The organism is Streptomyces populi (assembly GCF_002911015.1).
In the GTDB taxonomy this organism is placed as follows: domain Bacteria; phylum Actinomycetota; class Actinomycetes; order Streptomycetales; family Streptomycetaceae; genus Streptomyces; species Streptomyces populi.
This window is the reverse complement of sequence record NZ_KZ626911.1, coordinates 1-13,274: the sequence shown is the minus strand read 5'-3', so window position 1 is coordinate 13,274 and position 13,274 is coordinate 1. Positions and strand designations below refer to the sequence as shown.

Here is a 13,274-nt window from a genome sequence, read left to right as displayed (position 1 = left end):
CCGTGACAGATGGTCTGTGGAGATCGTATGCGGCCGCACCGCCGGAAGTCCCGGCACTTCACCCACCATTCCTCCGTCGCCCCGGAGCGGACGAAGCCCGCCGGGACCACCGCACCTGACGCGGCCTCACCACCCGGGGAGGGGAGCCGGAAGGAGCGAGGATCCCGACCGGAGCCGGCGAAGTACGGCGGCACCATCACCATCACCGGCCGGCTGACCCGCGCCAACCGGGAGACCGGCCGGTACGCCGGCAGCATCAACCAGCAGGCGCAGCTCCAGTTCCGCGACAAGAACGCCGGTGCCTACACGACCGTCAGGACGGTCACCTCCGGCACGGACGGCGCGCTGAGGGCCACCGTCCCCGCCCTCGCCGAGGGTTCGTGGCGCTGGGTGTTCGCCGGTACCGGCACCACCGGCGCCGCCACCTCGACCGCCGACTACGTCGTCGTGAAGCAGCCGTCACCCGAGCACGGGCCACGGGCCGCCCTCGTCAGGGCGGCCCGTGGCCCGTGGCCGCTCAGCCGAGCGGCCGTGGCGATGGCTCCGTCATGACGCGGCCTCCTCTCCGAGCGGGTGCGGATTGGCGACGACGCGGGCCCCGGGCCGGTCCGGGGCCTTGAGGAACAGGGCCAGTACGGCGGAGGCCAGACCGATGGACCCGGCGAGCACGAAGGCGCCGTGGTAGTCCCACGCGCCGACGACGACCGCGCCCAGGCCGGAGCCCACGAGGCCCGAGATCAGCTTCGAGCTGTAGACCATCCCGTAGTTGGAGGCGTTGTTGTTCTCACCGAAGTAGTCCGCGGTCATGGCCGCGAACAGCGGGAAGATCGCGCCGCCGCCGAAACCGGAGACCATGGAGCAGAACAGGAAGAACGGCATGCTGCCCATCTGACCCGAGACCAGCACGCCGAACTGGGCGGAACCGAGCACCAGACACACGATGATCAGCGTGTGGCGCCGCCCGACGCGGTCGGAGATCCAGCCGATGACCCCGCGCCCGGTGCCGTTGACGACGGCCTTCAGCGACATCGCCGTGGCCACGATCCCGCCCGCGAAGCCCATGTCCTTGCCGAAGGGCACCTGGAAGGCGATGCCGAAGATGTTGATGCCGGCCGTGCACAGCAGACAGAACCACATCATCCACAGAACGGGTGTACGCGCGGCCTCCTTCGGGGTGTACTGCTTCGGCGCCGGCGGGTTCTTCTCCAGCGCCCGCCGGACCTTGGGGTCGTCCGGCACCTTCAGCGGGTCCACGTCCGGCGGCCACCAGCCCTTCGGCGGGTCCTTGAAGAACCAGCCGGCCGCCGCGACCACGGTGCAGCAGAGCAGACCGACTCCCACCAGGACGCCCCGGTAGTTGCCCAGGTCCATGTACGAGGTGAACAGGAAGACGAAGGGCACGGACCCGTAGGCGAAACCGCCGTTGACGAAGCCCGTCTTGCCGCCCTTGCGCTCCGGGTACCACTTGCCGACCATGTTCACGCAGGTCGCGTAGACGAGACCCGCTCCGATGCCGCTGCACATGCCGAAGCCGAGATAGGCGACCACGACGTGCGGCGCGAACGCCAGGGACACATAGCCGAGCAGGGTGCCGAGCGCGCCCAGCAGCATCGCCGTACGGGCGGGGAGCCTGCCGCTCTCGCGCAGTTGCCCGGCCGGGAAGGCCACGGCCGCCTGGAAGAACACCCAGACGCCCATCAGCCAGAAGATGTGTCCGCTGCTCCACAGGTGGGCCTCGTGGAGCGTGTCCTCCGCCGACGTGAAGGCGTACTCGGCGGAGCTGATGCCCAGCATGCCCGCCCAGGGCAGGAAGACCATCCAGGCACGTTTCCGGCCCATGATGTCGATGTCGGTCTCGCCGACGCGGTACACGCGTCCGTGCCGGTCCTTCACCTCTCGATGAGGCACCGGAGTCGAGTAGCCGGTGGTTGTCATGTCGATCGAGATCCCCTTGCGTCGAAAGAACGGGTCAGCGCCCCCTGCCACATGCCTTTCGTGCGCCCGCGGGTCCCGGGGGCGGCCGACGCGCACCGTCGGCCGCCCCCGCGCGTCCTCATGTCATGAACGACCCCCCAACAAGCCGGCCGCACGTGCCCAGCGGTACTTCGCACCGAGGACGGCCACCGGCATCTCGGTCGTGTACGGGTAGGCCACGACCCCCCGCTCGTACAGGTACCGGCACGCCTCCTCGACCTCGACGTCGCCCGCGAGCGACGCCACCACGGGCTTCTCGACGCCGCGTTCGCGGAACTCGGCCACCACGCGCGCGGTGAGCTCGGCGAAGACCATGGGAGGGGTCACGATCGTGTGCCAGTAACCGAGGACGAGCGCGTGGACGCGCGGATCCTCGAGGCCGAGCCGGATCGTCGCCTCGTACGTCGACGGCGGCTCCCCGCCCGTGATGTCCACCGGGTTGCCCGCGGCCCCGAAGGGCGGGATGAACTCCCGGAAGGCGGCGTCGAGATCCGGCGGGATCTCCATCAGGGACAGCCCGTTGTCGGTCACCGCGTCGGACAGCAGGACACCGCTGCCGCCCGCGCCGGTGATGATCACGACGTTGTCGCCCCGGGGAGCGGGCAGCACCGGCAGGGCGCGCGCGTACTCCAGCATGTCGTTCAGCCCGGGGGCCCTGATGACCCCGGCCTGCCGGAGGACGTCGTCGTACACGGCGTCGTCGCCCGCGAGGGCTCCGGTGTGCGAGCCCGCGGCCCGCGCGCCGGCGGCGGTCCGCCCGGCCTTCAGGACCACGACGGGCTTCTTCGGGACGGTGGCGCGGGCCGCCTCCACGAAGGCGCGGCCGTCCTTGAGGTCCTCCAGGTGCATCGCCACGCACCGGGTGCGCGGGTCCTCGCCGAACCAGGTGAGCAGGTCGTCCTCGTCCAGGTCGGCCTTGTTGCCGAGTCCGACGATCGCCGACACGCCCGTGTTCGTGGTCCGCGCGAATCCCAGGACGGCCATGCCGATCCCGCCGGACTGCGAGGAGAGCGCGACACCGCCCTTCACGTCGTAGGGGGTGCAGAACGTGGCGCACACGTCCTGCCAGGTCGAGTAGTAGCCGTAGATGTTCGGGCCGAGCAGCCGGACGCCGTACCGCTCGCCGATGGCCGTGATCTCGTCCTGGAGCCCCTGTTCGCCGGTCTCCGCGAACCCGGAGGGGATCAGGACGGCGTTGGGGATGTTCTTGCGTCCCACCTCCTCCAGGACCCGTGCCACCGCCCGGGCGGGGACGGCGAACACCGCGACGTCCACCTCGCCCGGGATGTCCATGACGCTCGCGTAGGCCTTGCGCCCCTGGATGTCGTCGGCCTTGGGGTTCACCGGGTGGATCTCGCCCGCGAAGCCCCCGTCGACGAGGTTGCGCAGCACCGCGTGACCGATCTTGCCCGGCACGTCCGAGGCGCCGATCACGGCGATCGACCGCGGCCGCATCAGCCGGTCCATGGAGGCGAGGATCTCGTCCCGGGTGTAACGGCGCCGCCCGGCCGGGGCGTTCGCGCCGAGGATCACGCGGATGTCCGCCGCGACGGCGCCGTCCGGGCCCGCGATCACCGGGTTGAGGTCCACCTCCGCGATCTCGGGGAAGTCCGTGACGAGTTCGGAGACCCGGCGGATCTGCTCGGCCACGGCGGTCCGGTCCACCGCGGGCCCGCCGCGCACCCCGCGCAGGACCTGGGCCGAGCGGATCGAGTCGAGCATGGACAGCGCCTCGTCCGTGTCGACGGGCGCGAGCCGGAAGGTGACGTCCTTCAGCACTTCGACGAGCACACCGCCGAGCCCGAAGGCGACGACCTTCCCGAAGGTCGGGTCGGTCACCGCGCCGACGATGACCTCCTGCCCCGGCGGGACCAGCTCCTGCACCTGGACGCCGTGGATCCGGGCGCGCTCGTCGTACGCGCGGGCGTTCCCGGTGATCGTCCGGAAGGCCGCCCGCACGTCCGCCTCGCCCTCGACGCCGACCAGCACCCCGCCCGCGTCGGTCTTGTGCAGGATGTCGGGGGAGACGATCTTCATCACCACGGGGCCGCCGAAGCGTTCCGCGTGGGCCACCGCCTCGTCCTCGTCACGGGCCAGCTCCTCGCCGGGCACGGCGATCCCGTAGGCGTCGGCGATCAGCCTGCCCTCCGGCGCCGTCAGCGCGGCGCGCCCCTGGCGCCGGACGCCGTCGAGGAGCGCCCGTACCCGCGCCACCCGGTCCCGTGCCGCCACCTCAGATCACCCCGCCCTGCTTGAGAAGCCGCAGTTCCTCGTCGCCGAGGCCGAGTTCGCCGATGTAGATCTCCTCGTTGTGCTCGCCGAGCAGCGGGGAGGCGGTGATGTCGACGGGGGAGTCGGAGAGTTTGAGCGGGCTGCCGACGGTGACGTAGGAGCCGCGTTTGGGGTGGGCGACCTCGACGACCATCTCGTTGGCCACGAGTGAGGCGTCCTCGATGATCTCCTTGGTCGACAGGATCGGTCCGCAGGGGATGTTCTCCGCGTTGAGCTGCTCCAGCACCTGCCACTTGGGCAGGCCGCTGGTCCACTCCTCGATGAGCTGGAACATCTTGGTGAGCCTCGGCAGCCGGGCCCCCGGCGTGGACCAGCCGGGGTCGTCGGCCAGTTCGGGGCGGCCGATCAGCCGGGTGATCGGCTTCCAGCCGGCGGGCTGGACGATGACGTAGACGTAGTCGTTGGGGCCGCCGGGCGCGCACTTGACGGCCCAGCCGGGCTGACCGCCGCCGGAGGCGTTGCCCGAGCGCGGGACCTCGTCGCCGAAGTCGTCGTTGGGGTACTCGGCGAGCGGCCCGTGGGCCAGGCGCTGCTGGTCGCGCAGCTTGACCCGGCACAGGTTGAGGACGGCGTGCTGCATGGCCACGTTGACGCGCTGGCCGCGTCCGGTGCGGGTGCGCTGGAGCAGCGCGGCCAGGACGGCGGCGACGGCGTGGACGCCGGTTCCGGAGTCGCCGATCTGGGCGCCGGTGGCCAGCGGCGGGCCGTCCTCGAATCCGGTGGTGGCCATGGAGCCCCCCATGGCCTGCGCGACCACCTCGTACGCCTTGAAGCCGGTGTAAGGGCCGTCCCCGAAGCCCTTGATGGAGGCGTAGACGATCCGCGGGTTGATCTCGCGGATGCGGTCCCAGGTGAAGCCCATGCGGTCGATCGCGCCGGGGCCGAAGTTCTCCACCATGACGTCGGAGCGGCGGATCAGCTCGGTCAGGAGCTGTTTGCCGCGCTCGGTCTTGGTGTTGAGGGTGATGCTGCGCTTGTTGCTGTTGAGCATGGTGAAGTAGAGGGAATCGGCGTCCGGGATGTCCCGCAGCTGGGTGCGGGTGATGTCGCCGGTCGGCGCCTCGAGTTTGACCACGTCGGCGCCGAGCCATGCCATCAACTGGGTCGCCGAGGGACCGGACTGAACGTGCGTCATGTCCAGGACCCGGATGCCTTCGAGAGCCTTGGTCGTCACAGGTCACCTCACTTGTCCGTTGCCTTGAGCCGCCCCGGTGGAGCCGGCGGTGGGCCAGGTTCGGCACATTGCATACAGTCGACGAATACTGTATGAAGTTTGTTATCCCGCATCCGATGGGTGCTGTCCAGGGGTCGTGCACCACTTTCAGGACAGGAGCCGAAACGTGGACCTGTACGAACATCAGGCGCGTCAACTCTTCGAGGAACACGGCATTTCGGTGCCGCGCGCCGAGGTCACCGACTCGCCCGGCCGGGCGGCCGGCATCGCGCGTGGGCTCGGCGGCCGGGTCGTCGTCAAGGCCCAGGTCAAGACCGGCGGGCGGGGCAAGGCGGGCGGGGTGCGGCTGGCCGAGGACCCTGCCGCCGCCGAACGCACGGCACGCGAGATCCTCGCCATGAACATCAAGGGCCACCCGGTCCGTACCGTCATGCTCGCCCAACCCATCGACATCGAGAGCGAGTTCTACGTCTCGTACGTCCTGGACCGCGCCGCCGGACGCTTCCTCGCGATCGCCTCGGCCGAGGGCGGCACCGAGATCGAGGAGGTGGCCGCGTCCCGGCCGGAGGCGGTGACGCGCGTCCCCGTGGACCCGGCGGAGGGCGTCACCCCGGAGAAGGCCGCCGAGATCGTCCGGGCGGCCGGACTGCCCCCGCGGACCGCCGGCGTCCTCGTGCGGCTCTGGCAGGTGCTCACGCGCGAGGACGCCCTCCTCGTCGAGGTGAACCCCCTCGTCCGCACCGCCCAGGGGCAGCTCGTGGCCCTGGACGGCAAGGTCACCCTCGACGACAACGCCCGCTTCCGCCAGGCGCGTCGGTCCGGACAGGAGACCTCGAACGACGACCCGCTGGAGGCCGCCGCCGCCGCCAAGGGCCTCAACTACGTGAAACTGGACGGCGAGGTCGGGGTCGTCGGCAACGGCGCGGGCCTCGTGATGTCGACGCTCGACGTCGTCGCCGGCAGCGGCGCCCGCCCCGCCAACTTCCTCGACATCGGCGGCGGAGCCTCCGCGCGGATCATGTCCGACGGACTGTCCGTCGTCCTGTCCGACCCCGGCGTGAAGTCCGTCCTCGTCAACGTCTTCGGCGGCATCACCGCCTGCGACGCGGTCGCCGACGGCATCGTCGCGGCCCTGGACGCCGTACGGCCGACCAAGCCGATCGTGGTCCGCCTCGACGGCAACAACGCGGCCCGGGGCCGCGCCGTCCTCGGCGAGCGGGCGCACCCCCTGGTGCACCAGGCCGCCACCATGGACGACGCCGCCCGCCTCGCCGCCCGACTGGCCCACATCAGCTGAAGGAGCGGGACATGGCCGTCTTTCTCACCGGGGAGTCCAAGGTCCTCGTCCAGGGCATGACCGGCGCCGAGGGCATGCGGCACACCCGGCGCATGCTCGCCGCCGGCACCCGCGTCGTCGGCGGCGTCAATCCGCGCAAGGCCGGCCTGGACGTGGAGTTCGACGTCGCCGGCCCCGGGGGCCGGGGAAGCGCCCCGCGGACCGTCCCCGTCTTCGGGTCGGTGCGCGAGGGGATCGAGGCGACGGGAGCCGACGTGAGCGTCGTGTTCGTGCCGCCCGCCTTCACCCGCGCGGCCGTGCAGGAGGCCGCCGACGCCGGGATCGCGCTCGCCGTCGTCATCACCGAGGGCGTCCCCGTCCACGACTCCGTCGCCTTCTGCGCGCACGCCGCCGCCCGCGGCACCCGCGTCGTCGGCCCCAACTGCCCCGGCGTCATCTCCCCCGGACGGTCGAACGCGGGCATCGTCCCCGCCGACATCACCGGCCCCGGACCGATCGGCCTGGTCTCCAAGTCCGGCACCCTCACCTACCAGCTCATGCACGAGCTGAGGGACGTCGGCTTCTCGACCTGTGTGGGCATCGGCGGGGACCCCGTCGTCGGCACCTCCCACATCGACTGTCTGGCGGCCTTCGAGGAGGACCCCGGCACCGAGCTGATCGTTCTCGTCGGAGAGATCGGAGGCGACGCCGAGGAGCGGGCCGCCGCGTACGTACGCGATCACGTCACCAAGCCCGTCGTCGGCTACATCGCCGGATTCACCGCCCCCGAGGGCCGGACCATGGGGCACGCCGGTGCCATCGTCTCCGGCTCCTCGGGCACCGCCCGGGCCAAGAAGGAGGCCCTGGAGGCGGCCGGGGTGCGGGTCGGCGAGACCCCGACCGAGACGGCACGGCTGGTCCTGGCACGGCTGGCGGAGCGGGCGGTCCCGAGTGATGTCACCCATGGTTGATGCGAGGTGACTTCCGGAAGCCGCCGGACCTCCCCGCGTTCCTCACGCGCGTGACGACCGTTCGCGCCGGCCCGTGCGGCACGCGCGTGACGACCCGTTCGCGCAGGCCCGTGCGGCCTGCCGTCCGGCAGGATCCGGGCTCCCCGCCCCCGACCGTGCACCGAGAGCGGAGACACGCATGACGACCCCCGGCCCCACCCCTCCCGAACCCACACCACCCCGTCTCGGCCCCCGCGCTCCCGCCCCCCTCGTCCTCAAGTCCGGCACGTCCTGGGCCGACGCCTGGCGGCGCTGCCTGGCCGTCGCCCCCGAGGCGTTCCGCGACGACCGGGTGCTCAACCTCTGGAACTCCGGCTGGCGGCCGGACGGCCGGGCGCTGCCCGCCACCAGCCCCGTCGACGGCGGCCCCGTCGCGGGACCGCCACGGCTCGACGGCGCCACCGCCAGGAGCGCCGTCCGCGCCGCGCTCGACCAGCACCGCGCCTGGCGCCACGTGCCCCTCGCCGAACGCCGGGCCCGCGTGGCGGCGGCCCTCGACGCCCTCGCCGAGCACCGTGAACTGCTCGCCCTCCTGCTGGTCTGGGAGATCGGCAAGCCCTGGAGGTCGGCCCGGGCCGACGTGGACCGCGCGATCGACGGCGTGCGCTGGTACGTCGACGGCATCGAGCCCATGACGGAGGGCCGGACCCCGCTCGACGGGCCCGTCTCCAACATCGCCAGCTGGAACTACCCGATGAGCGTCCTCGTCCACGCGATGCTCGTGCAGGCACTGGCGGGCAACGCGGTCGTCGCCAAGACCCCGACCGACGGCGGGGTCGCCTGCCTCACCCTGGCCTGCGCGCTCGCCGTACGCGAAGGCGTTCCCCTCACCCTGGTCAGCGGCAGCGGGGGCGAGCTGTCGGAGGCGCTCGTGCGCGCGCCCGAGATCGGCTGTGTCTCCTTCGTCGGCGGCCGGGACACCGGCGCCGCCGTGGCCACCGCCGTCGCCGACCTGGGCAAACGCCACGTCCTCGAGCAGGAGGGGCTCAACACCTGGGGCGTCTGGAACCACACCGACTGGGACGCGCTGACGGCGGTGATCCCCAAGCTCTTCGACTACGGCAAGCAGCGCTGCACCGCCTACCCGCGCTTCGTCGTCCAGCGGGCGCTGTTCGACGACTTCCTCGCCGCGTACCTGCCCGCCGTCCGCACCCTGCGCACCGGTCACCCGCTCGCCGTCGAGCACCCCGACGACCCCCACCCCTCGCTGGACTTCGGCCCGGTCATCAACGCGGCCAAGGCCAAGGAACTGGAGGACCAGGTCACCGAGGCCATCGACCGGGGCGCCGTCCCGCTGTACCGGGGCAAGCCGTCCGACGCCCGCTTCCTGCCCGGCCAGGACACGACAGCGTACGTCCAGCCCGTCACGCTCCTGGGCCCGCCCCCCTCCTCACCGCTGCACCACGCGGAACCCTTCGGCCCGGTCGACACCATCGTCCTGGTCGACACCGAGGCCGAACTGCTCGCCGCGATGAACGCGTCGAACGGCGCGCTGGTCGCCACGCTGTCCACGGACGACGAGGCGACGTACACCCGGCTGGCTCCCCAGATCCGCGCGTTCAAGGTCGGCCACGGCAGGCCCCGCTCCCGGGGCGACCGCGACGAACTGTTCGGCGGCTTCGGGGCGTCGTGGCGCGGAGCGTTCGTGGGCGGCGAACTCCTGGTCCGAGCCGTGACCCAGGGCCCGGCGGGGGAGCGGCTGCCGGGGAACTTCCCGGAGTACCACCTGATGCCGTGAGCCGGTGGGGTTCGCGGGCCGACGGGCCACGCGATCCCCGGCGGATCGGGCCGGTCAGCCGATGCCCTGCCGGTCCGGCCGCAGGGCGAAGGCGCGGTCCGAGGCCTCGGACACCGAACGCTCCACGGCCTCGACGAGGAGCGCCCGGTGCCGGAGCAGCGGCTCGCGCCGGTCGGCGGGAGCGATCACGACGAGGTCGTCGAGCCCCGCGACGAGCCGCCGGGTGACCTGCGGGGTGCCCACCGCGCAGCCGCGGATCTCCGCGAACCCGAGGTCGACCAGCTCCGTCCACCCCGGTACGGGCTGCACCAGCCGCACGTTCCCGCGCCGGTCGCGATGGAGCGCCGTGTCGAGCGGCCGGCCGGCGACGGCGGCCAGGAACTGCACGATGCGGTCGATCGCCTGCACGGCCGTGGTCGGGTCGTTGATCGCGGCCGACAGCGCCCGCAGCCCGATGTCGGACAGCTGGCGCAGCCCGAACGCGAAGTCCTGGTGGAAGGTGCGCTCCACCCCGACGGACACGGTGCGGCTCAGCGACCGCCCCGCCGGCGCGGGACCTCCGTGCACGGCGAACAGCGGCGTGCCCGGCACGACGAAGTCCCCGATCCTCGGGATCAGCCGCAGCACCACGCCTTCCTGCCGGGCCGCCCGCACCAGCCGGGCGATGTCGACGTCCCGCAGGACCCCGGCCCGCCCGTGGTGGACGACCCGGGCGGTCTCGGGCCCGAGCGCCTCCTCCTCGCCGGTCGTGCGGCCCACGGGCATGCGCGCGACGGCCTTGAACGCCTCGCGGGTGATGCGGTCGATGACATGGCTGATGCGCATGAGCCGCAGTGTCTGGTTCACGTACAGCACGAAGAGCAGCAGGCTCAGCCCCAGCATCGTGAGCGTCAGGACCGACTGGACCAGCGGGATCGAGGTCACGTACCGCGCCTCGGCCTGCCCCTCGTACGAGGTCAGGACCAGCAGCGACAGCAGGAAAGTGGAGAGGAACACGGCGAAGGTGGCCTTGGTGATCCGGCTCCGTACGAAGATCCGCACCACGCGCGGACTGAACTGCCCGCTCGCCATCTGCACGGCGACCAGCGAGATGCTGAAGACCACGCCGATGAAGGTCATCATCGCCGAGCTGACCACGGTCACCACGGCCTTCGCGTCGTCGGCCAGCCGCAGCATGTCGTCGAGGGTGTCGTAGTCGCGCTCCTCGCGCAGCGCGTCGACGATCGCGGTGTCGATCCCGGTCGCCACCGCCCACACCACGAACACCAGCACCATGGCCGCGGTGGGCGCGAACCAGAACGTGTCCCGCAGGTGCTCCCGCCACGGCGACAGCGCCCGCGGCCGCCGCCCTTCCCGCAGACCGCCGGTAGTCATCCAGTCACCCATGGTGAGACTGTAGGCGCACCCCCACCACGCTCCGCGGACCCGCTCCGAGGGCCCGGATACGCAGGTGAAAGGCACTCCGAAACCTTGGTATTGTTGTCCATGTCGCCGCGGGGAACACCCTCGGCCAGGCGACAGACACCTTGTCCGGGTGGCGGAATGGCAGACGCGCTAGCTTGAGGTGCTAGTGCCCTTTATCGGGCGTGGGGGTTCAAGTCCCCCCTCGGACACTCGTTGTAGCGATACACGAATGAGGACCACGGCCGTCAGGTCGGGGTCCTCATTGCGTTTTCGTGGCCGTGCACGGCTGTTCGTGGCCGAAGGATTCCTCGGGGCGCGGGCCGTCCGGACTTCCCCTGTGCCGCGGGCGGGGGGGGGGGGGGGGGGGGCCCGGCCCGCCGCCCGGCGGAAGGGGTGCGGGTCAGGGACGCGGGTTCACGCGCGCGAGTGATCGCGTGAGGCGCGCGGCCTCAGTTGGACGTGCCGCCCGAGACCCACTCGCTCCACGGCATGTTCCAGTCGCCGAAGCCGTTGCCCGGGGCCACCGTGGTCTTGTCTGCGGAGTTCTTGACGACCACGACGTCGCCGATCATCGAGTTGTCGAAGAACCACGCGGCGGGCTGCTTGGCGTCGCCGGCGTTCCTGACGTCCTTCAGGCCGACGCAGCCGTGGCTGGTGTTGACCTTGCCGAAGACCGAGTCGGCGCCCCAGTAGTTGCCGTGGATGAACGTGCCCGAATCGGTGAGGCGCATGGCGTGCGGTACGGCCTCGATGTCGTACGAGGGCTTGCCGTCCTTCTCCGTGAGGCCGACGGTCGCGCCGTTCATGTGGACGTGCCGGAACTTCTCGGAGATGACCATCCGGCCGTTGTACGTCGGGTGCTCGGCGCTGCCGGACGAGATCGGGATGGTCTTGATCGTCTTGCCGTCCCGTACGACGGTCATCTGCTTCGTCCTGGCGTCGACGGTGCTGATCTGGCTCCGGCCGATCTTGAACGTGACCGTCTTCTGGACGCCGTCGAGGCTGACGGTGACGGCGACGGTGGAGCCGGGCTTCCAGTAGTTCTCGGGGCGGAAGTCCAGACGGCTGCCGTTGAGCCAGTGGCCGACGACCTGCTGGCCGCTGCTGGAGCTGACCTGGATCCTCGACTCCACCGCGGCCTTGTCGGCGATCGCCTTGTCGAAGGTGAAGCTCACCGGCATGCCCACGCCGACGGTCGAGCCGTTCTGGGGGGAGAGGTGCCCGAGGAGGTCGTTGGCCGGGGAGACCGTGGAGATCGAGGCGTTCTCGGTCGCGGAGCGGCCCTTCGCGTCCTGGGCCTCCGCGGCGATCTGGTACCGGGTGGCCTGCTTCAGCGGGCCGTTCGGCTTCCAGGACGTGCCGTCCGCGGACAGGGTGCCCGGAACCTCGGTGCCGGTCGCGACGGCGGTCATGGTCACCTTGGTGAGCCTGCCGTCGCCGACGGTCACGTTCACGGAGCCGTCGGTCGCGACGCCGTGGACCCCGTCCCCGGGCGCGATCTTTATTCGGGCGTCGGAAGCGTCCTGATCGTCGGCCTGACTCGTCTGCTGTGTCTGCGCTGCCGGGGGAGTCGCGGTGTCGTCGGTCGCCGCGTAGCTGGTGCCGCCGAGCGCCGTGAGTGCGAGTGCGCCGGCCGTGGCCATCAGTCCGGTGCGTCGCTTGCGTGCCGTGATCAAACGCTTCTCCCATGCCGCTGGTCGGTGAATCCCTGGAGCCGGCCGCCGAGAAGGCCCGTCGGCTCCAAAGGATCATTTTTATCTATTTGTCCGCTTTAATGGGAGGGTTTGTGGCGGGTTTCACGTCGTGGTGCGGGCTTCGGGCCGGCTGGTGTGATCCCTTCCGTCCGGGCCGCTCCCTCGCCCGGGATCCCGTCCCTGGCCGCGCTCCGGACTGCTTGGCCGTGGCCCCGCTCGGCGGGGTTCCGGCCGGACGCGGCCTCACCTGTCGGAGATCCCGGGGAGCCATGCCGTGTCCTCCGGGCCGGGTGCTCCGGGGCCGGGTGCGGGGAGCTCGCGGACCTCGCCCGTGTGCAGGGCGATCGTGGCCCGTGGCCGCATCGGCTCGTGACCCCTGCGCGAGAGCAGGACGAGTTCCCGGACCGTCGCCGTCGTGGCGTCGAGCCGGGTGGCGCAGTCGGCGCCGACCCGTCGTGGATCCCCGGTCCGGCCCAGGGACAGGTGCGGGGTGAAGCCCGCGGCGGGCCCGTGGCAGAGCGGGAACCGCTGTTGCAGCACGTGGTGCAGGTCCTTCCACGGCTCCTCGCCGGCCGCCGCCGGATCGAGCCACACGGTGGAGTACGCCCGGTGCCGGAAGGTCCGCACCCCCTCCAGTCGGGCGGTGAAGACCGGCGCCTCGGCCGCCGCCGCGGCGAGCAGGGGGACGGCCCGCTCGAAGTCGGACTCGGGA

General features: G+C 71.7%; 10 protein-coding genes and 1 tRNA gene. 5 read left to right on the top strand and 6 right to left on the bottom strand.

Going from position 1 to position 13,274, the window contains the following annotated elements; all coding sequences use genetic code 11:
- The first annotated feature begins 27 nt into the window (after positions 1-27).
- Positions 28-552 carry a hypothetical protein gene (locus CW362_RS29090; RefSeq protein WP_103552584.1) on the top strand — a complete coding sequence of 175 codons (525 nt, stop codon included), beginning with the start codon at positions 28-30 and terminating at the stop codon, positions 550-552.
- Here the strand turns inward: CW362_RS29090 and CW362_RS29085 are convergent.
- From CW362_RS29085 to frc, 3 genes are all read right to left on the bottom strand, one after another.
- Positions 547-1,935, bottom strand: a complete 1,389-nt coding sequence (locus CW362_RS29085) for an OFA family MFS transporter (protein ID WP_103552583.1) — start codon at positions 1,933-1,935, stop codon at positions 547-549. The genes CW362_RS29090 and CW362_RS29085 overlap by 6 nt on opposite strands.
- Before the next feature lie 123 nt (positions 1,936-2,058).
- The gene (locus CW362_RS29080; RefSeq protein ID WP_103552582.1) at positions 2,059-4,206 is read right to left on the bottom strand and encodes an acetate--CoA ligase family protein; all 2,148 of its coding nucleotides are present in this window, start codon (positions 4,204-4,206) and stop codon (positions 2,059-2,061) included.
- A 1-nt stretch (position 4,207) separates the two neighbouring features.
- Positions 4,208-5,440 (bottom strand): formyl-CoA transferase, encoded by a 1,233-nt coding sequence (frc, locus tag CW362_RS29075; protein ID WP_103552581.1) that lies wholly within the window; start codon positions 5,438-5,440, stop codon positions 4,208-4,210.
- Between the two features lie 166 nt (positions 5,441-5,606).
- Here frc and sucC point away from each other — a divergent pair, with 166 nt between their 5' ends.
- The 3 genes from sucC to CW362_RS29060 all read left to right on the top strand — a co-directional run bounded on the left by sucC (position 5,607) and on the right by CW362_RS29060 (position 9,464).
- The gene (gene sucC, locus CW362_RS29070; protein WP_103552580.1) at positions 5,607-6,737 is read left to right on the top strand and encodes an ADP-forming succinate--CoA ligase subunit beta; all 1,131 of its coding nucleotides are present in this window, start codon (positions 5,607-5,609) and stop codon (positions 6,735-6,737) included.
- Between the two features lie 11 nt (positions 6,738-6,748).
- Positions 6,749-7,687, top strand: coding sequence for a succinate--CoA ligase subunit alpha (sucD, locus tag CW362_RS29065; protein WP_103552579.1), 939 nt, complete (start codon positions 6,749-6,751; stop codon positions 7,685-7,687).
- A gap of 178 nt (positions 7,688-7,865) precedes the next feature.
- Positions 7,866-9,464, top strand: coding sequence for an aldehyde dehydrogenase family protein (locus tag CW362_RS29060; RefSeq protein ID WP_103552578.1), 1,599 nt, complete (start codon positions 7,866-7,868; stop codon positions 9,462-9,464).
- A gap of 54 nt (positions 9,465-9,518) precedes the next feature.
- On the opposite strand, the gene CW362_RS29055 is transcribed toward CW362_RS29060, so the two are convergent.
- Positions 9,519-10,850 carry a DUF2254 domain-containing protein gene (locus tag CW362_RS29055; RefSeq protein ID WP_103552577.1) on the bottom strand — a complete coding sequence of 444 codons (1,332 nt, stop codon included), beginning with the start codon at positions 10,848-10,850 and terminating at the stop codon, positions 9,519-9,521.
- A gap of 142 nt (positions 10,851-10,992) precedes the next feature.
- Here CW362_RS29055 and CW362_RS29050 point away from each other — a divergent pair.
- Positions 10,993-11,077: transfer RNA gene (locus CW362_RS29050), tRNA-Leu, on the top strand.
- A gap of 240 nt (positions 11,078-11,317) precedes the next feature.
- On the opposite strand, the gene CW362_RS29045 is transcribed toward CW362_RS29050, so the two are convergent.
- Complete coding sequence (locus CW362_RS29045; protein ID WP_103552576.1) at positions 11,318-12,544, bottom strand: L,D-transpeptidase; 1,227 nt, start codon at positions 12,542-12,544, stop codon at positions 11,318-11,320.
- Between the two features lie 261 nt (positions 12,545-12,805).
- A partial coding sequence (locus tag CW362_RS29040; RefSeq protein WP_162684258.1) for a 2'-5' RNA ligase family protein occupies positions 12,806-13,274 on the bottom strand: 469 nt, incomplete at its 5' end.